The organism is Telluria sp. ZT3P26 (assembly GCF_059686035.1).
Map to the genome: position 1 here is coordinate 270,297 of NZ_JCASII010000004.1, position 23,169 is coordinate 293,465.

Genomic DNA, 23,169 nt, shown 5'->3' on the forward strand with positions numbered 1-23,169 from the left:
CCGATGACGGATTCTTTGACGGTGCCTGACTATCAGCATCGCACGGTGCTACTTGACGAAGCAGTCGATGCGCTCGAGCTGAGCGGCGCGCGTGCTGCCGGTACGTATATAGATGGGACCTTCGGCCGGGGCGGTCACAGCCGCCTGCTGCTGTCGCGCCTGGCGCCGGAAGGGCGCCTGATCGCGTTCGACAAGGACCCGCAAGCCATTGCAACCGCGGAGCAGATCGACGATCCGCGCTTCTGCATTGTTCACGACAGCTTTGCCACGATGGCCGACGCGCTTGCCGCGCGCGGCATTCATCAGGTCGACGGCATCCTGCTTGACCTGGGCATTTCGTCGCCCCAGGTCGACGACGCGAGCCGCGGCTTCAGCTTCCGCCAGGACGGCCCCCTCGACATGCGCATGGACACCACGCGCGGCATGTCGGCGGCCGAATGGGTCGCGACGGCAGAGCAAAACCATTTGGAAAAGGTGATACGCAATTATGGAGAAGAGCGGTTTGCTTTTCAGATTGCAAAGGCGATTGTTGCTCGCCGCGCAGTCGAACCAATTTCAACCACACGACAGCTTGCCGCAATCGTGGCAAACACGGTCAAAAGCAGGGAAAAAGGCAAAGATCCGGCAACCAGGACCTTTCAGGCTATCCGGATTTTCATCAATCAAGAGCTTGAAGACCTCGAAGCGGGGTTGACGGCGGCCTACAGCATGCTCGCGCCCGGCGCCCGCATGTCGGTGATCAGCTTTCACTCGCTGGAAGACCGCATGGTCAAGCAGTTCTTCGCATCGAAGGCCAATGTCGAGCAACCGGACCGGCGCCTGCCGATCCGCGCGGTCGACCTGCCGCAGCCGTTGATGAAGCTGATCGCGAAGATCAAGCCATCGGACGCCGAAGTATCGGACAACCCGCGCTCGCGCTCGGCCGTGCTGCGCGTCGCTGAACGCCTGGGAACGCCGACATGAGCGTGAAGGTCAACGTGTTTCTTACCACGCTGCTGGTCGGCTGTGCGCTGTCGGTCGTCAACGCCCGCTACCAGGCGCGCCACCTGCTGATCGAACTCGAACGCCTGCAGCAGCACGCGCACCAGCTCGACGTCGACTGGGACCAGCTCCAGCTCGACCAGTCGCGCCTGGCGAAGAATGATCGCATCGAGCAGATCGCCCGTTCCGAGCTGAACATGGCGCCGGTGACGCCGGCCCGTACCCAATACCTGACCGAAGGCGCCCCATGACGCGCGGCGCTTCCAAATCCGGCGCACGCGTTGCTGCCTCGAAGGGCGTTGCGTTCACCAAGAGCCCGGTGCTCGCGGTGCGCCTGCCCGACTGGCGTTCGCGCCTGATGCTGTTCATCCTGTTTGCGTCGTTTGCCGCGCTGGCCGTGCGCGCCGTCTGGCTGCAGGGCGTATCGAACCAGTTCCTGCAAAGCCAGGGCAAGAGCCGCTACGAGCGCACGCTCGAACTGCCGGCCACGCGTGGCCGCATCCTCGACCGCAACGGCGCCGTGCTGGCCACGTCGCTGCCGGTGCGCGCCGTGTGGGCGATCCCCGAGGACGTGCTGGCCTCGCCGCCAGAGAAAATCACCGCACTGGCCAAGCTGCTGGACATACCCGAAGCCGACATCCGCAAGAAGCTCGATTCGGACCGCACCTTCGTCTACCTGAAACGCCAGGTCGAAATGCCGGTGATCGCCGAAATCGAGAAGCTCAAGATCAATGGCCTCGACACGCGCAAGGAATACAAGCGCTTCTATCCGCAGGGCGAAGTCGTCACCCACCTGGTCGGTTTCACCAATGTGGAAGACAAGGGCCAGGAAGGCATGGAGCTGCAACACCAGAAAACGCTGATGGGCGTGCCTGGCAGCCGCCGCGTGATCAAGGACCGCCTGGGGCACATCGCCGAAGATCTGGGCATGTTCCGCGAACCGCACCAGGGCCGTGACCTGACGCTGTCGGTCGACAGCAAGCTGCAGTACATTGCGTTTACCAGTATCAAGAACGCCGTCGAGAAGTTCAATGCGAAGGCCGGCGCCGCCGTGGTGCTCGACGTCCATACGGGCGAGGTGCTGGCGCTGGCGAACTACCCGACCTACAACCCGAATGACCGCTCCAAGCTGACCGGCGAGCAGCTGCGCAACCGCGTCATCACCGACACGTTCGAGCCGGGTTCGACGATCAAGCCGATCACGATCGGCCTGGGCCTGGACACGGGCCGCATCACGCCCGACACCGTGTTCGACAACAACCCGGGCTGGATGACCATCACCGGCAAGCGCATTCGCGACACCCACAACTATGGCGTGCAGACGGTCAGCGGCATCATCCAGAAGTCGTCGAACATCGGCGCCGTCAAGGTGTCCCAGCGCATCCCGCCGCAGGAGATGTGGGAGATGTACACCAAGGTCGGCTACGGCCAGGCGCCGCGCTTCGGCTTCCCGGGCGCGACCGCCGGCCGCGTGCGGCCATGGAAATCGTGGCGCCCGATCGAGTACGCGAACATGGCCTTCGGCCACGGCCTGTCGGTGTCGCTGCTGCAGATGGCGCGCTCGTACATGATCTTCGCGCGCAACGGCGACATCATTCCGCTGTCGTTCGTGAAGGTCAACGAAGAGCCGGTCGGCCAACAGGTGATTTCGCCGAAGACTGCAGCGCAGGTGCGCACGATGCTCGAATCAGTGGTCGGCCCGCAAGGCACGGCGTCCAAAGCCCAGGTGGCCGGCTACCGCATCGGCGGCAAGACCGGTACGGCCGAAAAAATCGTCAACGGCCGCTACTCGCGCACCAACAATATCGGCTACTTCGCCGGCATCGGGCCGATGTCCAAGCCGCGCTTCATCATCGCCGTGATGGTCGATGATCCGAGCGGCGCCCTGCGCACCGGCGGCAGCGTGGCCGCACCGACGGCGGCCGACCTGTTCTCGAGCGCGCTGCGCGCGGCCAACGTGCCGCCCGATTCCTCCATCACGGACATCATCATTCCGGAAGTCCCATTAGAGGAGAGCATGTGATGCGCCCAGGCCTGAACGACATCCGCAGCTGGATCACTGCCGCCGCACCGGGCGGCCGTCTCGTTTCCGACTCGCGCCGCGTGCAGCCGGGCGACGTGTTCTTTGCCTGTCCGGGCGACGCGCAGGATGGCCGCCGCTTCATTGGCGCCGCTGCCGACGCGGGCGCCGCCGCCATCGTGTATGACGACCAGGACTTCACCTGGCCTGAAACAGTCACGACGCCGCACCTGGCCGTGACGGGCCTCAGGCAGCTGGCCGGCCCGATCGCGCACGCGGTGCTGGGCCAGCCGGACAGCGCGATGTTCACCGTCGCCGTCACCGGCACCAACGGCAAGACCTCGTGCGCATTGTGGACCGCGCAGGCGCTGGCGCGCCTGGGCGAGACCGCCGGCGTGATCGGCACGCTGGGCGTGGGCGTCATCGCCCCCAAGGCCAAGACCGAAGCGCAATTCGACGTCACCGGCTACACGACGCCGGACGCGGTGCTGCTGGCGCAGACGCTGGCGGACCTGAACGGCAAGGGCGTCACGGCGCTGGCAATCGAAGCCTCGTCCATTGGCCTGGTGCAGGAGCGGACGGCCGGCATGCATGTCGACGTGGCGATCTTCACGAACCTGACGCGCGACCACCTCGACTTCCATGGCGACATGGCCAGCTACGAAGCGGCCAAGGTCAAGCTGTTCGAGTGGCCGGGCCTGAAGCACGCGATCGTGAACCTCGACGATGCGGCCGGGCAGCGCCTGGTGGCGCATCTGCGCGCGAATTTCCCGGCACTGGTCGTGACGGGCTATACGCTCGACGCAACCGCGGCTGCGCCGGATGGCGTGGCCGTCCTGCGCGCCAGCGGCATGCGCAGCAAGAACGCAGGCACCGAATGCCAGGTCGAGACACCGGCGGGCAGCGCGACCATCCGCAGCCGCCTGGTGGGCAACTACAACGTCAGCAACACGCTGGCGGTGCTGGGCGCCTTGCTGGCGCGCGGCGTGCCGCTCAAAAGCGCGGTCGAGGCGATCGAATCGCTGGTGCCGGCGCCGGGCCGCATGCAGCAGATGGGCGGGCAGGATGCACCGATGGTCGTGATCGACTACGCGCACACGCCGGACGCACTGGAAAAAACCCTTGACGCGCTGCGCCAGGTGGCGGCTGACCGCGGCGGCCAGCTGTGGTGCGTGTTTGGCTGCGGGGGCGATCGCGATCCGGGCAAGCGCCCGCAGATGGGCCGCATCGCGCAGGCCGCCGACCATGTGCTGGTCACCAGCGACAACCCGCGCAGCGAAGAACCAGCGGCCATCATCGCCCAGATCGTGGCGGGGATGGATGCCAATGCCCCGGCCTCGCGCCTGCAGACGGTGGAAGACCGCGCGTCGGCCATCCTGCTGGCGGTCAAACAGGCCGCCAAGCAGGACGTGATCCTGCTGGCCGGGAAGGGCCATGAGCCCTATCAGGAAATCAAGGGACGCAAGATGCCGTTCTCGGATACGGACCACGCGTCGCTGGCATTGACGGCGCGGCTTACCATGTTGAGGACGCATTGATGCAAGGTACGTTGGCAAAACTCGTGGCGGCCATTCCCGGCGCGCGCCTCGTCGGCGCGGATGTCGCCTTTGGCGGCGTGTCGACCGACAGCCGCAAGGTCGACGCCGGCGCGCTGTTTGTCGCGCTGCGCGGCGAATCGTTCGACGCCCACGATTTCCTCGACCAGGTCGCGGCGCGCGACGTCGCGGCCGTCGTGGTGTCATCGCTGCCGGACGGCTGGACGCTGCCGGCGATCGTGGTGCCCGACACGCTGGTTGCGCTGGGCCGCATCGCGCATGCCTGGCGCACCGGCTTCGAGCTGCCCGTCATCGGCGTCACCGGCAGCAACGGCAAGACGACGGTCAAGGAAATGATCGCGTCGATCCTGGCGGCGGCGGTGGGCGAGAGCGCGCGCCTGGCCACGCAGGGCAACCTGAACAACGAGATCGGCGTGCCGCTCACGCTGTTCCGCCTGACGGCAACCCATCGCGCGGCAGTCGTGGAGCTGGGCATGAACCACCCGGGCGAGATCGCGCGCCTGGCGGCCATCGCCGCGCCGACGGTCGCGCTGGTGAACAATGCGCAGCGCGAGCACCAGGAATTCATGCACACCGTGGAAGCAGTGGCGCGCGAAAACGGCGCGGTGCTCCAGGCGCTGGCGCCAAACGGCGTGGCTGTGTTCCCGGGCGACGACCAGTACACCGGCCTGTGGCGCGGCCTGGCCGCTTGCGACGTCATCACGTTTGGCCTCGGCGATACCTGCGACGTGCGCGCCGACTACACGAGCAACGGCTTCGGCAGCGACCTGCAGGTGAACGCGCGCGGCGTGCAGTTTGCCATCAAGCTGGCTGCGGCCGGCGAACACAATGTGCGCAATGCGCTGGCCGCGATTGCCTGCGCGCTGGGTGCCGGTGTCAAACCGGACGCAATCGTACGCGGCCTCGAAGCCTTCGCACCGGTCGGCGGGCGCCTGCAGCGCAAGCAGGCCGCCGGCGGCGCGACCGTCATCGACGATACCTACAACGCCAATCCCGATTCGATGCGCGCTGCCATCGACGTGCTGGCCGCGTATCCTGCGCCGCGCATCCTGGTGGTGGGCGACATGGGCGAAGTCGGCGCGCAGGGAAAAGAATTTCACGAAGAAATCGGGGCTTATGCACAGACGCGTGGCATCGACACCGTGCTCGCGACGGGCGAGCTGGCGCGCCATCTGGCCGCGTCGGGAGCACAGCATTACGAGCAGTTCGACGAGTTATTGGCAGCACTGGATAAAAAACTGGGCAGCAATACGGACGCGACTGTGCTGGTGAAGGGCTCGCGTTTCATGAAGATGGAACGCGTGGTCCAGCACCTGACCGGATCAACCCCCCTTGGCAAGGACGCCCACTAATATGCTTCTCTGGCTCGCACAATACTTCCAGGACTATATCGGTCCGCTGCGCGTGTTTAACTACCTCACGTTCCGCGCGGTGTTCGCCACCATCACGGCCATCACTATCGGCCTGGTGGCCGGCCCGATCGTCATCCGCAGACTGACCGAACTGAAAGTCGGCCAGGCCGTGCGCACCTACGGCCCGCAAAGCCACCTGACCAAGCATGGCACCCCGACGATGGGTGGCGTGCTGGTCCTGATCGCAATCGGCATCTCGACGCTGCTGTGGTGCGACCTGTCGAACCGGCTGATCTGGCCGGTGCTGGTCGTGACGATGGGCTTTGGCGCCGTCGGCTGGGTCGACGACTACCGCAAGGTGGTCTACAAGGACCCGGAAGGCATGCGCTCGCGCGAAAAATACTTCTGGATGTCGCTGATCGGCATCGCCTCGGCCCTGTACCTGGCGTTCTCGGTCTCGGCCGCCAACCCATGGGAAGTCGCGCAGCTGTTCTATGCCTGGGTGCAGTCGGGCTTCTCGATGAGCCTGCCACCGAAGGCCGACCTGATCGTCCCGTTCTTCAAGACCATCAGCTATCCGCTGGGCGTCTGGGGCTTCATCGCGCTGACCTATTGCGTGATCGTGGGCGCGTCGAATGCCGTGAACTTCACCGACGGCCTCGATGGCCTGGCGATCATGCCGACCGTGATGGTCGGCGCGGCCCTGGGCCTGTTCGCCTATCTCACCGGCAGCGTGACGTTCTCGAAATACCTGCTGATCCCGTACATCCCGGGCGCCGGCGAACTGCTGATCTTCTGCGGCGCGATGGCCGGCGCGGGCCTGGCCTTCCTGTGGTTCAACGCACACCCGGCCCAGATGTTCATGGGCGACGTCGGCGCGCTGGCCCTTGGCGGCGCACTGGGCACCATCGCCGTCATCGTGCGCCAGGAAATCGTCCTGTTCATCATGGGCGGCGTGTTCGTCGCTGAAACGCTGTCGGTGATCATCCAGGTGACCTGGTTCAAGTACACGAAGAAGCGCTATGGCACCGGCCGCCGCGTATTTTTGATGGCACCGCTGCACCACCACTTTGAACAAAAAGGCTGGAACGAAACCAAGGTCGTGGTCCGCTTCTGGATCGTGACCATCGTGCTGATTCTGGTTGGCCTCTCCACATTGAAACTGCGTTGATGAACTACGACGGCAAACTCGCACTGGTACTGGGCCTCGGTGAATCCGGGCTCGCGATGGCGCACTGGCTCGCGCGGGGCGGCGCACGCGTGCGCGTGGCCGATACGCGTCTTGAGCCGCAACGCCTGCCGGCGCTGCGCGCGGCCGCGCCCGATGCACAGTTCGTCGCCGGCGAATTTGGCGCCGACCTGCTCGATGGCGTCGATTTCGTCGCCGTCAGCCCGGGCCTGGCCCCGGATCGCGAACTGGCCGCCATCATGCCGGCCGCTGCTACGCGCGACATCCCTGTCTGGGGCGAGATCGAATTGTTTGCCCAGGCGCTGGCGCACCTGCGCGAGACCAACGGCTACGCGCCGAAAGTCATCGCGATCACGGGCACCAACGGCAAGACGACGGTGACGAGCCTGACCGGTCTGCTGTGCCGCCGCGCGGGGTTGAGCACGCGCGTGGCCGGCAATATCAGCCCGGCCGCGCTGGATGTGCTGCGCGAGTCGATCGATGCGAACGAGTTGCCGCAAGCCTGGGTGCTGGAATTGTCCAGCTTCCAGTTGCATACCACCTTCAGCCTGCAGGCCGACGCCGCCACAGTGCTGAACCTGACCCAGGATCACCTCGACTGGCACGGCACGATGGATGCCTACGCTGCCGACAAGGCGCGCATCTTCGGCCCGGATACGGTGCGTGTACTGAATCGGGACGATGCGCGCGTGATGCGCATGGCGGTCGATGCGCCGCTGTTTACCTTCGGGACCGATGAACCGAAGGACGCCGACAGCTTCGGCCTGATCGACGAGCGCGGCGTGCTGTGGCTGGCCAATGCGGTGGCAGGCGAGGCAAGCGACAAGAAACTGAAACGCGGTGAAATCCGCGAACAGGTCGACGCCATTGTGGGCCGCCTGATGCCGGCCGATGCGCTGAAGATTCGCGGCCTGCACAATGCCGCCAACGCGCTGGCCGCGCTGGCCCTGTGCCGCGCCTGCGGCCTGCCACTCGCGCCGCTGCTGCACGGCTTGCGCGAGTATGCGGGCGAACCGCACCGTGTCGAGCTGGTGGCCACCATCGACGGCGTCGACTATTACGACGACAGCAAGGGCACCAATGTCGGCGCCACGGTCGCCGCGCTGCAGGGGCTGGGCAAAGCCTTCGCCGGCGCCGACCAGCAGATCCTGTTGATCGCCGGTGGCGACGGCAAGGGCCAGGACTTTGCGCCGCTGGCCCAGCCGGTAGCGGCATATGCCCGCGCCGTGCTGCTGATCGGCCGCGATGCGCCCGCCGTGCGCGCCGCGATCGATGCGACCGGCGTGCCGGCGTTCGACCTCGACGATCTGCCGCAGGCCGTGCGCCGCGCGGCCGGCCTGGCGCGTGCCGGCGACGCGGTACTGCTGTCCCCAGCGTGCGCCAGCCTGGACATGTTCACGAATTATGCGCACCGCGCGCAGGTGTTCGTCGACACCGTGCGCGACATCGCACTCGATAAAGGGCAGGAGATCTGATGGCCTTCCAGCTGCCCTTCAAGTTTTCCGGCAACGCCGTCGACGCCACCGTCGACGGGCGCAGCCGGCCGTCCAAAATGATGGATTACGACCAGCCGCTGGTCTGGGTCACGCTGCTCCTGATGCTGTTCGGGATGGTGATGGTGTACTCGGCGTCGATTGCGCTGCCCGATTCGCCAAAATTCCGCTACCTGCAGGACCGCAACGAATACTTCCTGTACCGCCAGGCGGTCTACATCCTCGTCTCGATGGTGGCGGCCGCGGTCGTATTCCGCGTGCCGATCGCGGTCTGGCAACGGCATGCGCCGATGATCTTCATCGGCACGCTGGTGCTGCTGGTGCTGGTCCTGATTCCGGGCCTGGGCGTGTCGGTCAACGGCGCGCGCCGCTGGCTGTCGCTGAAGGTGTTCATGGTGCAGCCATCCGAGATCATGAAGATTGCCGTGGTGCTATACGCGGCCGACTTCACGGTGAGGAAGCAAGAGTACATGCACAAGCTGACCAAGGGCTTCGTGCCGATGGTCGTGGCCATTGGCCTCGTGGGTGGCCTCTTGCTGATGGAGCCGGATCTGGGCGCCTTCGGCGTGATCGTCTGCATCGCCATGGGCATCCTGTTCCTGGGCGGGATCAACATCATCTGGTTCGGCGGCATCGGCGCGCTGCTGGTCGTGATCTTCAGCGCGATCATCGCGCTGTCGCCGTTCCGCCGTGCGCGCATGTTCGCTTACCTGAACCCGTGGGAAGAGGGCAATGCCCTGGACAAGGCGTACCAGCTGACGCACTCGCTGATCGCATTCGGGCGCGGCGAGATCTTCGGCGTGGGCCTGGGTGGCTCGGTCGAAAAACTGTTCTACCTGCCCGAAGCGCACACCGACTTCATCATGGCCGTCATCGGCGAAGAACTGGGCCTGGCCGGCGTGCTGGTCGTGGTGGCGATGTTCTACTGGCTCGTCAAGCGCGCCTTTGACATCGGCCGCCAGGCGATCGCGCTCGAACAGGTGTTCGCCGGCCTGGCCGCGAAAGGCATCGGCATCTGGATCGGCGTGCAGACCTTCATCAATATGGGCGTGAACCTGGGCCTGTTGCCTACCAAGGGCCTGACCTTGCCGCTGATGAGCTTTGGCGGCTCGGGCGTGCTGTTCAACTGCGTCGGCCTGGCGATCCTGCTGCGCATCGATTACGAAAATCGCGTGCGGATGCGCGGAGGCCGCACATGACCAAAAAGCTGATGATCATGGCCGCCGGCACCGGTGGCCACATCTTCCCCGGCATCGCGATTGCGCAGACGATGCGCGCGCGCGGCTGGGACGTGAGCTGGCTGGGCACCGCCCACGGCATGGAAACCGATCTGGTGCCGAAAGCCGGCATCGCGATGGACACGATCGACTTCGCCGGCCTGCGCGGCAAAGGCCTGGCGCACACGATCAAGGGCGCGTTCAAGATGGCGGCCGCGTTTGCGACCTGCCGCCGCTACCTGGCCGCGCGCCGGCCCGACGTGGTGCTGGGCATGGGCGGTTACGTGACAGTGCCAGGCGGCATGATGGCGCGCGCCGCCGGCGTCCCGCTGGCACTGATCAATGCCGACGCCGCGCTGCTGTTGTCGAACAAGACCCTGACGCCGCTGGCGCAGCGCGTGCTGTTTGGTTTTCCGGCCGATTTCGGCAAGGCCGCCGGCAAGGCGGTCGTCACGGGCAACCCGGTGCGCCAGCAGATCCTCGATCTGCCAGCGCCCGCAGAACGGTTCGCTGGCCGCACGGGCGTGCTGCGCGTGCTGGTCGTGGGCGGCAGCCTGGGCGCCAAGGTGCTCAACGACGGCGTGCCGGCAGCCCTGGCCCTGATCGACCCGGCGGCACGGCCAATCGTCACGCACCAGTCGGGCAAGAAGAACATCGATGCACTGCGCGCCGCGTATGCGCGCGCTGGCGTGCGGGCCAATGTGGTCGACTTCATCGATGATATGGCTGCGGCGTACGCCGACGCCGATCTGGTGATCTGCCGCGCCGGTGCGATCACGGTATCCGAACTGACGGCGGCCGGCGTGGCCAGCGTGCTGGTGCCGTTCGTGGCCAGCACCACGAGCCACCAGCGCGACAACGCGATCTGGATGGACGGGCAAGGCGCGGCCGTGCACCTGCCGCAGGGTGAACTGAATCCAGAACGTATGAAAGCGCTAATGCAAACGACGCGCGAGCAATGCCTGGCCATGGCGCAGGCGGCGGCACGCGTCGGCCAGCGCGACGCCAACGAGGCGATCGCGCGCGAACTCGAACAACTGGCAGCAAGGGTAAAAGCAGCATGAAACACAAGATCAAGAACATCCACTTCGTGGGCATCGGCGGCAGTGGCATGAGCGGCATCGCCGAAGTGCTGCTCAATCTCGGCTACAAGGTGTCGGGCTCGGACCTGGGCAGCAATGCGGCCAGCCAGCGCCTGGCCGACCTGGGCGCGACCGTGCACCTGGGCCACCACGAAGACCACGTGGCGGGCGCCGACGTCGTAGTGACCTCGACCGCCGTGAACGAAGCCAACCCGGAAGTGGTGGCCGCGCGCGCCAATAAAGTGCCGGTGGTGCCGCGCGCGATCATGCTGGGCGAGCTGATGCGTTTGAAGCGCGGCATCGCGATCGCGGGCACCCACGGCAAGACGACGACGACCAGCCTGGTCGCATCGGTGCTGGCGCAGGGCGGACTCGATCCGACCTTCGTCATCGGTGGCCGCCTGACCGCCGCCGGCGCCAATGCGGCGCTGGGCAGCGGCGACTACATCGTGGCCGAAGCCGACGAATCGGACGCGTCGTTCCTGAACCTGTCGCCGATGATCGAAGTGATCACGAACATCGACGCCGATCACATGGAAACCTACGAGCACGACTTCGAGAAACTCAAGGCCGCATTCGTGCACTTCACGCACCGCCTGCCGTTCTACGGCCGCGTGATGCTGTGCATCGACGACAAGCACGTGCGCGAGATCCTGCCGCAGGTGACCAAGCCGGTCACCACCTACGGTTTTTCCGAAGAAGCCGAAGTGCGCGCCCTGGACGCGTATGCCGACGGCACCCACATGCACTTCACCGTGCGCCAGGAAGGCTATGCCGACACGAAGTTCGTGCTGAACCAGCCCGGCATGCACAATGTGCTGAATGCCTGCTCGGCGATTGCCATCGCGCGCGAAATCGGCATCGACGATGCGGCCACCGCCCAGGGCCTGCTGGAATTTCGCGGCGTGGGGCGCCGCTTCACGCGCTACGGCGACGTGGCGCTGGCGTCCGGCGGCAGCTTCACGCTGGTCGACGACTTCGGCCACCACCCGGTGGAAACCGAAGTCACGCTGGCCGCCGCGCGCGCCGCCTACCCGGGCCGGCGCCTCGTGCTGGCCTTTCAGCCGCACCGCTACAGCCGCACGCGTGACCTGTTCGAAGACTTCGTCAAGGTGCTGGCCACGCCCGACGTGCTGCTGCTGGCCGACGTGTATCCGGCCGGCGAAGCGCCGATCGTGGCCGCCGACGGCCGCGCACTGGCGCGCGCGCTGCGGACCTCCAGCAAGATCGAGCCGATCTTCGTCGAGTCGATCACCGAGATGCGCGACGCCATCATGAACGTGGCGCGCGACGGTGACGTCGTGCTGACGATGGGCGCCGGCTCGATCAGCGGTATTCCGCAACAACTGACCAACGCGAAAGGCTGAGCATGACGACGACCATTCAACTTCTCGATGCCGCCGTCTTCGGCAAGGTCGGCGTCCTGTTCGGCGGCCGCTCGGCCGAGCGCGAAATCTCGCTCATTTCCGGCAACGGCGTGCTGCAGGCCTTGAAAAGCCGCGGCATCGATGCGCACCCGTTCGATCCGGGCACGCACAGCCTGGCCGACCTGGCGGCGCAGGGTTTTGACCGCGTCTTCATCGCACTGCACGGCCGCTACGGCGAAGATGGCAGCCTGCAGGGCGCCCTCGAGCAGCTGGGCATTCCGTACACGGGCAGCGGCGTGATGGCCTCGAGCGTCGGCATGGACAAGATCACCACCAAGAAGCTGTGGCTGATGGAAGGCGTGCCAACGCCGAAGTACGCGACGGTCGACGCCGACACCGATCTGGATGCGCTGGTGGCCGAACTTGGCCTGCCGCTGATCGTCAAGCCGCCGCTCGAAGGCTCGAGCATCGGCATCACCAAGGTCACCGATCGTGACCAGTTGGCCGACGCGATCGCGCTCGTGGCCAGCATGGACGATGCGGTGCTGGTCGAGCAGTTCGTGACCGGCCGTGAATTCACGGTCGCCGTACTGGGGCACGGCGCCGCCGCCCGCGCGCTGCCGATCGTCGAGATCGTCGCGCCCGAAGGCAAGTACGACTACCAGAACAAGTACTTCACCGACGACACGCAGTACCACTGCCCGGCGCCGCTGCCCGACGAACTGACGCAGGAGATCCAGCGTCACGCGGTGAACGCCTACCGCGCGATCGGTTGCGAAGGCTGGGGGCGCGTGGACGTGCTGGTGCGCGAGAGCGACATGCGTCCGTTCCTGCTCGAGGTGAACACGTCCCCGGGCATGACGACGCACTCGCTGGTGCCGATGGCGGCGCGCGCGGTGGGGATCGGCTACGAAGACCTGTGCGTCGAGATCCTGCGTTCGGCGCGGCTCAAGATGGGCAACCGGGGTGCTCAACCGGAAGTGAAGGACTGACAGCGATGTGGCATGACGTCCGCTCCCTCAACGCAACCGCCAGCTTCCTGACGGCGCTGACGGTGCTCGCCTCGCTGGTGTCCGGCGTCTGGTGGCTGTCGCAGCGCCCGATGTTCGCACTGGGCTCGGTGACGGTGGAGAGCATGTACGGGATCGACCTGAAACACGTGAACGAGCTGACCGTGCGTAACGGCGTGGTCGGCAAGATTCGCGGCAACTTCTTCACCGCCGACCTGGAGCAGGTACGCGCGACGTTCGAGACCGTGCCCTGGGTGCGCCGCGCAACAGTGCGCCGCGAATGGCCCAACGCGCTGGTGGTCGAAGTCGAAGAGCACGAGGCGCTCGGCACCTGGGGCGACGAAGGCCGCCTGCTGTCGGTCAAGGGTGACGTGTTTACGGCCAATATCGCCGAAGCTGACGATGAACAGACGCTGCCGGAATTCGATGGCCCGGTGGGCAGCGAGAAGGACGTGCTGGCGCGCTTCAATGAATTGCGCACGTCGTTTGCCAAGGTGGCACTGGTGCCGCACGCGTTGTCGCTATCGAATCGCTATGCATGGACCGTGAAGCTGGATAATGGCATGAGCGTCGAACTGGGACGCGAACAGGATCGCAACACGTTGAACAAGCGCGTCGCGCGCCTGGTCGGCGTGTACCCGCAGCTGGTGGCCCGGCTGCAGGAAGGCCGTATCGACACGATCGATATGCGCTATCCGAACGGACTGGCCTTGTCGTCGGCGGCGCTGAATGTGCCGCTGGATGCGACGAAGCCGGTCAAGGCAGCCAAGAAACCCAAAGCCGCACCGAACACAAAAACCAATACAACAACCAAGCAAATCTGAGCAGGCTACAGCAATGACAAAAGACGCGAAAAACCTGATCGTCGGTCTCGACATCGGCACCTCCAAGGTGGTGGCCGTGGTCGCCGAAGTGATGTCCGACGGACGCCACGAGGTGATCGGGCTGGGTCAGCACGAGTCCAGGGGATTGAAGAAAGGCGTGGTCGTCAACATCGAGGCCACCGTCGAATCGATCCAGCGCGCGCTGGAAGAGGCCGAGCTGATGGCGGATTGCAAGATCCGCAACGTCTACGCGGGCATCGCCGGCAGCCATATCCGTTCGTTCAATTCGAGCGGGATGGTGGCGATCAAGGAGAAGGAAGTCACGGCGACCGACGTGGCGCGCGTGATCGAGACGGCCAAGGCGGTGAACATCCCGACCGACCAGCAATTGCTGCACACGGTGCCGCAGGAATTCATCGTCGACAACCAGGAAGACGTGCGCGAGCCGATCGGCATGAGCGGCATCCGCCTCGAAGTGCGGGTGCACATTGTCACCGGTGCGGTCTCCGCAGTGCAAAACATTGTAAAGTGCGTGCGCCGTTGCGGTCTCGAGGTCTCGGACCTGATCCTGCAGCCGATGGCGTCCGCCGATGCGGTGCTGACGGTCGACGAAAAGGAACTGGGCGTGGTGCTGATCGACATCGGCGGCGGCACCACCGACATCGCGGTGTTCTCGGACGGCGCGATCCGCCACACGGCCGTCATCCCGATCGCGGGCGACCAGATCACCAGCGACATCGCCATGGCACTGCGCACGCCGACTGGCGAAGCCGAAGATATCAAGATCCGCTACGGGGTGGCCAAGCAGGTACTGGCCGACCCGGGCGAGACACTCGAAGTGCCAGGTCTCGGTGACCGCGGCCCGCGCGCCTTGTCGCGCCAGGCGCTGGCGGCCGTGATCGAGCCCCGGGTGGAGGAGCTGTTCGCGATGGTGCACCAGGCCGTGCGCGAATCGGGCTATGAAGGCGTGCTGTCGTCCGGCATCGTCCTGACTGGCGGCAGCGCGATCATGCCCGGCATGATCGAAATGGCGGAAGACATCTTCCTCAAACCGGCACGCCTCGGCACGCCGGACTACCGCGGGCAATTGGCCGACGTGGTGCGCAGCCCCCGCTACGCCACCGTGCTTGGCCTGCTGCTCGAAGCAAAGAAACAGTACCTGCGCGGACACATCGTCACGCGCCAGGATGGTTCGGTGAAGGCAGTCTGGCAACGCATGAAGGAGTGGATCGCGGGGAACTTCTGACGCACATGCAATCGCACTAGCACTTGGTAACAAATTAGGTAGCGAAATTTCATCACCAATTACAGTTTTTTACATACAATCGCAGATACCGGTTTGAGGCGGCGAACCAGATACGCACAGGCCTCGTTCCCGGAACTGCACTTTGAAAATTAGGGAGCACATCATGGAGTTCGATATGGTCGATAACGCAGCACTGGGGACCGTGATCAAGGTCGTTGGCGTCGGTGGCGCCGGCGGCAACGCGGTTCAGCACATGATCAATAAAGGTGTATCCGGTGTCGAGTTCATCGCCGCGAACACGGACGCGCAGGCCCTGGCAGTATCGGGCGCGAACAACATCATCCAGATCGGCGACTCCGGCCTGGGCGCAGGGATGCGTCCTGAAGTCGGTCGCCAGCTCGCCGAACAATCGCGCTCGCGCATCGAAGACGCACTGCGCGGCGCGCACATGGTGTTCATCGCTGCCGGCATGGGCGGCGGCACCGGCACCGGCGCCGCACCGATCGTGGCCGAAGTGGCCAAGTCGCTGGGCGCGCTGACCGTCGCTGTCGTCTCCAAGCCGTTCTCGTACGAAGGCCAGAAGTGCATGGACGTGGCTGAAGCGGGCCTCGAAGAACTGACCAAGCACGTCGACTCCCTGATCGTCATCCTGAACGAAAAACTGGAAGACATCTACGAAGACGAAAGCATGCTCGACTGGATGCAGCACGCCGATGATGTCCTGAACAACGCGGTGGCCGGTATCGCCGAGATCATCAATGTGCCGGGCCATATCAACGTCGACTTCAACGACGTCAAGACGATCATGGGCGAGCAGGGCAAGGCCATGATGGGCACCGCGACCGCCGCCGGCGTCGATCGCGCGCGCATCGCTGCCGAGCAGGCTGTCGCTTCGCCGCTGCTGGACGGTATCGACCTGTCGGGCGCCAAGGGCGTGCTGGTCAACGTGACCGCAAGCCGTGGCCTGAAAGGTAAAGAGATCAAGGAAGTCATGGCCGCCGTGCGCGCCTTCGCCGCGCCGGACGCGTCGATCGCACAGGGTATCGCTTACGACGACGCGATGGGCGACGAGATCCGCGTGACCGTGGTCGCGACGGGCCTGGGCAAGAACAAGAAGTCGATCCAGCTGGTGCAGCCGCAGCAGGTCATGCGCACCGGTACCTACGACGCGCCAGTGATGCAGGGCGCCGCAGCGGTGGCCGGCGGCCTGACCGCCGGCAAGGCCAGCGCCGACGCGCTGGGCGGCATGAAGCAGCCGGCCGTATGGCGCCGCGAGCAGGCATCGGAGCAGGTGCAGGCAATGCAGCGCAATGGCGTCGAGACCTACGACATTCCGGCGTTCCTGCGCAAGCAGGCGGACTGATGTTCGCATGATGGTCGGCGCAGGCTGACCAGAGTTGAAGAGGCCAGCGCAAGCTGGCCTTTTTGTTTGCGCGCTGCTGGCGCGCTGCTTCCAGCCCTGTCGGCCAGCTGCCATCACACGTCATTCCCGCGGAGGCGGGAATCCAAGTCCTCAGCACTGCGCTATGCATGGCAACTGTGGCTGCGCGTGCAAACTTGGGTTCCCGCCTTCGCGGGAACGACGTGGTGGGGGGAGTGGCCAACTGCCGATGCAATGCCCTGCACACCCCTCCCGGATCGGCGATAATGGCAGGATTCACACAACATTCACAGGAGCGAACATGAGCATCCAGATTGGCGAACGCCTGCCCGACGGCACGCTGGCCGAATTCATCGAGAACGAAACTGCAGGCTGCAGCCTGGGCCCGAACACGTTCCAGGTCGCCGATCTGGTCAAGGGCAAGAAGATCGTCATCTTCGGCCTGCCTGGTGCCTTCACGCCGGGTTGCTCGGTGCAGCACGTGCCGGGCTACGTCAAGCACGCTGACGCGCTCAAAGCCAAGGGCGTCGATGAAATCTGGTGCATCTCGGTCAACGACGCATTCGTGATGGGCGCCTGGGGCCGCGACCAGAAAGCCACCGGCATCGTGCGCATGATGGCCGACGGTAACGCCACGTTCACCAAGGCACTGGGCCTGGACAACGACTACTCGGCCCACGGCATGGGCGTGCGCTCGAAGCGCTACGCGATGCTGGTGGAAGACGGCGTGGTCAAGACGCTGGACCTGGATGCCAAGGGCGTCGAAGCGTCGAGCGCGGAAGCGATGCTGGAAAAGCTGGGCTGATTTCGCCCGTGACCGCATGACGAACGGCGCTGCGGCGCCGTTTTTTTTACCGCCAACCAGGACAATCTCACCGTGAAGCGCCCATCAGGAAACCTGTACAGCATCTACGCGATGCTGCTCGCCGTCTTCATGTTCGCCTTGATGGACACGACCATGAAGCTGCTGTCGGCGCGCTACCCGGCGTTGCAGGTCGCCGCATTGCGCGCCATCTGCTCGCTGCCGCTGATTGCCCTGTACGTGGCCTGGCGCGGCGCGTTTGCCGGGATCTTCCGGGTGCGCTGGTCGATGCATTTCCTGCGTGGTGGCCTGGGCATCCTGATGCTGGCGCTGTTCGCGTTCGGCCTGCAGAAGCTGTCGCTGGCCGAAGCGTATTCCATTTTCTTCATTGCGCCGGCCCTGATCACGGCCTTGTCGGTCTTGCTGCTGCGCGAGCGCGTCGACCTGGCGCGCTGGCTCGCCATCGGCGTCGGGCTGATTGGCGTGCTGGTGGTGCTGCGTCCCAGCGGCGCGGGTTTCCTGACGGTGGGCGGCCTGGCGGTGCTGGGGTCGGCCGCCTGCTACGCCGTCTCGGCGATCACGGTGCGCGTGCTGTCACGCACTGACCGCAGCGAGCACACGGTGTTCTGGCTGATCGTGCTGATCGCCATTGGCGCGGGCGCGCTGGCGGCGCCCGACTGGGTGCCGATGCCGGCCGCTGAAATCCCGCTGCTGTGCGGCCTGGCGGTGTCGGGCTTCATCGGCCAGCTGGCGATCACGGAAGCGTTTTCGCGCGGCGAAGCGTCGAGCGTGGCGCCGTTCGAGTATTCGGCGCTGGCCTGGGGCGTGGGGCTGGACTGGCTGTTGTGGCGTGCGCTGCCCGATAGCTACACGCTGCTGGGCGCGGCCATCATCATCGGCAGCGGCCTGTATCTGATCCGCCACGAGAAAGAGCACATCGAAGCCGAGCATCCTTGAGGCGCAGGGGAGGGGCGCAGCAGCGCCGGAGACGCTGGGCTATAATCGATCCATGCTGAAACAACGAACCATCAAGGAACTGGTCCGCGCCACCGGCGTCGGACTGCACTCGGGCCGCAAGGTCGAACTCACGCTGCGCCCGGCCGGTCCGGACACGGGCATCGTGTTTCGCCGGGTCGATCTCGATCCGATCGTGTCCATTCCCAGCTCCGCGCACGTCGTGGGCGACACGCGCATGGCGTCGGTCCTGATCAAGGACGATGCGCGCGTCTCGACCGTCGAACACGTGATGTCGGCCTGCGCCGGCCTGGGCATCGACAACCTCGTCATCGACGTGACGGCCGAGGAAATCCCGATCATGGACGGTTCGGCATCGTCGTTCGTGTTCCTGCTGCAGCAGGCCGGCGTGCAAGAGCAGCCGTCGGCCCGCAAATTCATCCGCGTACTGAAGGACGTCGAAGTCCGCCAGGGCAGCGGCGCCAGCGAAAAGTGGGCGCGCCTGTCGCCGCACAACGGCTACAAGCTCGACTTCTTCATCGAATTCAATCACCCGGCGGTCGATGGCACGATGCAGCGCGCGAGCGTGGACTTCGGCGACATCACCTATGTGCGCGACGTGGCGCGTGCGCGCACGTTCGGCTTCATGCAGGACGTGGAAAGCCTGCGTGGCATGGGCCTGGCGCGCGGCGGCTCGTTCGAGAACGCGATCGTGATGGATGAATACCGCATCCTGAATGCCGACGGCCTGCGTTACGAGGATGAATTCGTGCGCCACAAGATCCTCGACGCGATCGGTGACCTGTACCTGGTCGGCCATCCGCTGCTGGCCAGCTACACGGCCCACAAGTCGGGCCACGCGCTCAACAACGACCTGCTGCGCGCCTTGCTGGCGCAGCCGGATTCGTACGAGATCGTCAGCTTCGATGCGCTCGATACCGCGCCGCCATCGTACGTCAAGCAGATGACGCGGGAGTGGGCGCAGAGCTGATCCCGGCTTTACCTGCACTCATTTTCTCTTCGCCGCCAGCGCCCTGAGCGCGGCCACCAGGTCGCGGTTGTGCTTGTCGTCCGGCAGCGATGCCGCCAGTTCCTCGAATGCGCGCACCGCCGTCGGCGGCAGCTCTAACGTGCGCATCTCGGGTTTGTCGGGCAGCGCACGCGTGACCTGCACCTTGATGCGGGTCGATTCCACCTGCCAGCCGCGCCCGATGAGCGTGGTCTGCAGCTTGGGCAGCATCTGCTTGAGCCGCGCCGCCAGCGCCGAGCTGGGCACCGCCAGAATCAATACGCCCTCCTGGAACGACAGCACATCGCAGTTGTGAAACACGGCCGGCAGCGCCGCAGCGCAATCGGACTGCAGGCGCGCCATGCGCGTGATGGCCGGCATCAGGCTGGCCAGCCGGTCGTTCGAGCGCAGGAAATCGGTGGCGGCGTGCGAGGTCTGCCGGTTCTTGGTGCCGAAGATATGGACCGGGCGCTTTGGGGGAGATTGCTGCATGCTCGGAACATACCACAGCGCGCTGCAGATGGGGAAACCCCGGCGCGGCGTCGGCCCCCGGGCAATGCAGGGTGGGATTTTACAGGCCATACAAGGCAGTCTGATAACGTTTCTGTCCCTGCGGGACTTGTTATCCTGCCCACGATCCCCAAGTGTGGCCGAATCGCATGATAAAATCAGTGGTTATTTGCCTAACGCGGTCTTTGGTGAAATCTGTTTGATATCATCTTGGCTCCCTCATTGGCGTCTATTGCGGCGTATTTAATACTAGAAACCAAGCATGTCATTCCTGACCCAGATTTTCGGCAGTCGCAACCAGCGACTGCTCAAGCAATATCAAAAGACCGTGCGTGTCATCAACGCGCTCGAGCCACAGATGGAGCAGCTCTCGGACGCGGAACTGCAAGCCAAGACGCCTGAATTCAAGGACCGGCTGGCCAAGGGCACGACCCTCGACGAGATCCTGCCGGAAGCGTTCGCCGTCTGCCGCGAAGCGGCCAAGCGCGTCATGAAGATGCGCCACTTCGACGTCCAGCTGATCGGCGGCATGGTCCTGCACCAGGGCAAGATCGCGGAGATGGGCACGGGCGAGGGCAAGACCCTGATGGCCACGCTGCCGGTCTACCTGAACGGCTTGTCGGGCAAGGGCGTGCACGTCATTACCGTCAACGATTACCTGGCGCAGCGCGATGCTGACCAGATGGGCCAGCTGTACGGCTGGCTGGGCTTGAGCACCGGTGTCAACCTGTCGCAGCTCGACCACGACAGCAAGCAGAAAGCCTACAGCTCGGACATCACGTACGGCACCAACAACGAATTCGGCTTCGACTACCTGCGCGACAACATGGTCTACGACCTGCGCGAGCGCGTCCAGCGCGGCCTGAATTTCTCGGTGGTCGATGAAGTCGACTCGATCCTGATCGATGAAGCGCGTACGCCGCTCATCATCTCAGGTCAGGCCGAGAACCACACTGACCTGTACATCCGCCTGAACGCGGTGCCGCCGCAGCTGGTCCAGCAGATCGGCGAAGAAACCCCGGACGGCAAGGGCAAGATCGAAGTCCCGGGCGACTACCTGAAGGACGAGAAAGCGCACACCGTGCTGCTGACCGAATCGGGCCACGAGCACGCCGAAGCGATCCTGACCGAGATGGGCCTGCTGCCTGAAGGCGCGTCGCTGTACGACGCCGGCAACATCACGCTGATCCACCACCTGTACGCGGCGCTGCGCGCCCACGTCCTGTACCACAAGGACCAGCACTACGTGGTGCAGAACAACGAAGTCGTCATCGTCGACGAATTCACCGGCCGCCTGATGACGGGCCGCCGCTGGTCGGACGGCCTGCACCAGGCCGTCGAAGCGAAAGAGGGCGTGCGCATCCAGAACGAGAACCAGACGCTGGCCTCGATCACGTTCCAGAACTACTTCCGCATGTACGGCAAGCTGGCCGGCATGACCGGTACTGCCGACACCGAAGCCTTCGAATTCCAGGAAATCTACGGCCTCGAAACCGTCGTCGTCCCGCCGAACCGGCCGTCGCAGCGCAAGGACCGCCAGGATCAGGTCTACAAGACGTCCGACGAGAAGTACAACGCGATGGTCATGGACATCCGCGACTGCTACGAGCGCGGCCAGCCGGTCCTGGTGGGTACCACCTCGATCGAGAACTCCGAGCTCCTGTCTGGCATCCTGACCAAGGCCAACCTGCCGCACAACGTCCTGAACGCGAAGCAGCACGCACGCGAAGCGGAAATCGTCGCGCAGGCAGGCCGTCCGAAGATGATCACCATCGCCACCAATATGGCTGGCCGTGGTACCGACATCGTCCTGGGCGGCAATATGGGCAAGCAGATCCAGCTCATCGAAGCCGATGGCAACCTGACCCCTGAGCAAAAAGCAGCCCAGTCGCAGACGCTGCGCGACGAGTGGCAATCGCTGCACGACCACGTGGTCAATGCCGGCGGCCTGCACATCATCGGCACCGAGCGTCACGAATCGCGCCGCGTCGACAACCAGCTGCGCGGCCGCTCGGGGCGTCAGGGCGATCCGGGTTCGTCCCGCTTCTACCTGTGTCTGGACGACGCGCTGCTGCGCATCTTCGCGGGCGACCGCGTGCGCGCGATCATGGACCGCCTGAAGATGCCGGAAGGCGAACCGATCGAAGCGGGCATCGTCTCGCGCTCGATCGAGTCGGCCCAGCGCAAGGTCGAGGCCCGCAACTTTGACGTGCGCAAGCAGCTGCTCGAGTACGACGACGTCGCCAACGACCAGCGCAAGGTGATCTACACTCAGCGTAACGAACTGCTCGAAGCGACCGACATCAGCGAGATGATCAATTCGCTGCGCGTGGGCGTGTTCACGGACCAGGTGCGCCTCCATGTGCCGGCCGAATCGGTCGAAGAACAGTGGGACGTCAAGACGCTGGAAACGACGCTGGCGGGCGAGTGGAGCCTGAACGTGCCGCTGCAGCAGATGCTGCAGGACGAGCCGAACCTGAACGACGACGACCTGCTCGAGCGCGTGCTGACGGCGGCGGAAACGTCGTACAACAGCAAGGTCGGCATCGTGGGCCGCGAATCGTTCGGTGGTTTTGAGCGCAACGTCATGCTGCAGAGCGTCGACACCCACTGGCGCGAACACCTCGCGGCGCTGGACCACCTGCGCCAGGGTATCCACCTGCGCGGCTATGCACAGAAGAACCCGAAGCAGGAATACAAGCGCGAAGCGTTTGAGCTGTTCTCGAACATGCTCGACCTGATCAAGAACGAAGTGATCCGTACGGTCATGACGGTCCACATCCAGTCGCGCGAAGAAGTCGAAGCCGCCGAAGCAGCGATGGCAGCGCAAGCGGCCCAGCTCGAGAACGTCAACTACCAGCACGCCGACTACAACCCGTCGGCCGCGCCGGAAGAGCTGTTCAATCCGAACCCGAACAAGGATGGCGAAGGCGACGCGGTCTCGGCCGAAGACCATAGCAGCTACATGGGCGTGAAGGTCGGCCGCAACGACCCATGCCCTTGCGGCAGCGGCAAGAAGTTCAAGCAGTGCCACGGCAAGCTGGCGTAAGCGCAGCAGGCAGGTAGCAGTGAAAGGCGGCCGGGGAAACCCGGCCGTTTTCTATTTTGGGGGCTGATGGCGCAGGGTGGACGGCTATGCCGTCCACGCGGTGATCGTTACCGGTCGATACCCCGAG

The 23,169-nt window shown here is 65.0% G+C and carries 19 protein-coding genes; 18 read left to right on the top strand and 1 reads right to left on the bottom strand.

Translation table 11 applies throughout. The features are described from left to right. The first annotated feature begins 3 nt into the window (after nt 1-3). From rsmH to lpxC, 17 genes are all read left to right on the top strand, one after another. Nucleotides 4-963 carry a 16S rRNA (cytosine(1402)-N(4))-methyltransferase RsmH gene (gene rsmH, locus AC56LN_RS14960; protein WP_499573295.1) on the top strand — a complete coding sequence of 320 codons (960 nt, stop codon included), beginning with the start codon at nt 4-6 and terminating at the stop codon, nt 961-963. Then, entirely contained in the window at nt 960-1,232 is a 273-nt protein-coding gene (ftsL, locus tag AC56LN_RS14965) for a cell division protein FtsL (protein ID WP_482897491.1), read from the top strand. Before rsmH ends, ftsL begins: the two co-directional genes overlap by 4 nt. After that, a complete protein-coding gene (locus AC56LN_RS14970) occupies nt 1,229-3,004 on the top strand; it encodes a peptidoglycan D,D-transpeptidase FtsI family protein (protein ID WP_499572834.1) in 1,776 nt (591 codons plus the stop codon). The genes ftsL and AC56LN_RS14970 overlap by 4 nt, the downstream gene beginning before the upstream one ends. Beyond that, a complete protein-coding gene (locus tag AC56LN_RS14975; protein ID WP_499572836.1) occupies nt 3,004-4,539 on the top strand; it encodes a UDP-N-acetylmuramoyl-L-alanyl-D-glutamate--2,6-diaminopimelate ligase in 1,536 nt (511 codons plus the stop codon). Before AC56LN_RS14970 ends, AC56LN_RS14975 begins: the two co-directional genes overlap by 1 nt. Then, complete coding sequence (locus AC56LN_RS14980) at nt 4,539-5,909, top strand: UDP-N-acetylmuramoyl-tripeptide--D-alanyl-D-alanine ligase (RefSeq protein ID WP_499572838.1); 1,371 nt, start codon at nt 4,539-4,541, stop codon at nt 5,907-5,909. Before AC56LN_RS14975 ends, AC56LN_RS14980 begins: the two co-directional genes overlap by 1 nt. A 1-nt stretch (nt 5,910) precedes the next feature. Continuing rightward, nucleotides 5,911-7,080 carry a phospho-N-acetylmuramoyl-pentapeptide-transferase gene (gene mraY, locus AC56LN_RS14985; RefSeq protein WP_499572840.1) on the top strand — a complete coding sequence of 390 codons (1,170 nt, stop codon included), beginning with the start codon at nt 5,911-5,913 and terminating at the stop codon, nt 7,078-7,080. Next, nucleotides 7,080-8,573, top strand: a complete 1,494-nt coding sequence (gene murD, locus AC56LN_RS14990; RefSeq protein ID WP_499572842.1) for a UDP-N-acetylmuramoyl-L-alanine--D-glutamate ligase — start codon at nt 7,080-7,082, stop codon at nt 8,571-8,573. Before mraY ends, murD begins: the two co-directional genes overlap by 1 nt. Beyond that, nucleotides 8,573-9,790 (top strand): putative lipid II flippase FtsW, encoded by a 1,218-nt coding sequence (gene ftsW / locus AC56LN_RS14995; RefSeq protein WP_482897497.1) that lies wholly within the window; start codon nt 8,573-8,575, stop codon nt 9,788-9,790. Before murD ends, ftsW begins: the two co-directional genes overlap by 1 nt. Further along, on the top strand, nt 9,787-10,872 hold the full coding sequence (murG, locus tag AC56LN_RS15000; RefSeq protein ID WP_499572844.1) for an undecaprenyldiphospho-muramoylpentapeptide beta-N-acetylglucosaminyltransferase: 1,086 nt from the start codon (nt 9,787-9,789) through the stop codon (nt 10,870-10,872). The genes ftsW and murG overlap by 4 nt, the downstream gene beginning before the upstream one ends. Then, nucleotides 10,869-12,257 carry a UDP-N-acetylmuramate--L-alanine ligase gene (gene murC, locus AC56LN_RS15005; protein ID WP_499572846.1) on the top strand — a complete coding sequence of 463 codons (1,389 nt, stop codon included), beginning with the start codon at nt 10,869-10,871 and terminating at the stop codon, nt 12,255-12,257. Before murG ends, murC begins: the two co-directional genes overlap by 4 nt. 2 nt (nt 12,258-12,259) lie before the next feature. Continuing rightward, a complete protein-coding gene (locus tag AC56LN_RS15010) occupies nt 12,260-13,249 on the top strand; it encodes a D-alanine--D-alanine ligase (RefSeq protein ID WP_499572847.1) in 990 nt (329 codons plus the stop codon). Nucleotides 13,250-13,254: 5 nt separating this feature from the next. After that, nucleotides 13,255-14,091: a cell division protein FtsQ/DivIB gene (locus AC56LN_RS15015; protein ID WP_499572849.1), complete on the top strand. Its 837-nt coding sequence runs from the start codon at nt 13,255-13,257 to the stop codon at nt 14,089-14,091. A 13-nt stretch (nt 14,092-14,104) separates the two neighbouring features. Beyond that, nucleotides 14,105-15,337, top strand: a complete 1,233-nt coding sequence (gene ftsA, locus AC56LN_RS15020) for a cell division protein FtsA (protein WP_183557224.1) — start codon at nt 14,105-14,107, stop codon at nt 15,335-15,337. Nucleotides 15,338-15,500: 163 nt separating this feature from the next. Further along, entirely contained in the window at nt 15,501-16,700 is a 1,200-nt protein-coding gene (ftsZ, locus tag AC56LN_RS15025) for a cell division protein FtsZ (RefSeq protein ID WP_482897502.1), read from the top strand. Between the two features lie 319 nt (nt 16,701-17,019). Further along, a complete protein-coding gene (locus AC56LN_RS15030; protein WP_332533075.1) occupies nt 17,020-17,523 on the top strand; it encodes a peroxiredoxin in 504 nt (167 codons plus the stop codon). A gap of 111 nt (nt 17,524-17,634) precedes the next feature. Continuing rightward, entirely contained in the window at nt 17,635-18,477 is an 843-nt protein-coding gene (locus tag AC56LN_RS15035; protein ID WP_499573297.1) for a DMT family transporter, read from the top strand. Nucleotides 18,478-18,529: 52 nt separating this feature from the next. Then, nucleotides 18,530-19,465 (top strand): UDP-3-O-acyl-N-acetylglucosamine deacetylase, encoded by a 936-nt coding sequence (lpxC, locus tag AC56LN_RS15040; RefSeq protein ID WP_499572852.1) that lies wholly within the window; start codon nt 18,530-18,532, stop codon nt 19,463-19,465. Between the two features lie 18 nt (nt 19,466-19,483). Here the strand turns inward: lpxC and AC56LN_RS15045 are convergent, their stop codons facing one another. After that, nucleotides 19,484-19,975 (bottom strand): DciA family protein, encoded by a 492-nt coding sequence (locus tag AC56LN_RS15045; protein WP_499572854.1) that lies wholly within the window; start codon nt 19,973-19,975, stop codon nt 19,484-19,486. 280 nt (nt 19,976-20,255) lie between these two features. On the opposite strand from AC56LN_RS15045, the gene secA reads away from it, so the two are divergent. Next, complete coding sequence (gene secA / locus AC56LN_RS15050) at nt 20,256-23,042, top strand: preprotein translocase subunit SecA (RefSeq protein ID WP_332533078.1); 2,787 nt, start codon at nt 20,256-20,258, stop codon at nt 23,040-23,042. The last annotated feature ends 127 nt before the right edge of the window (nt 23,043-23,169 follow it).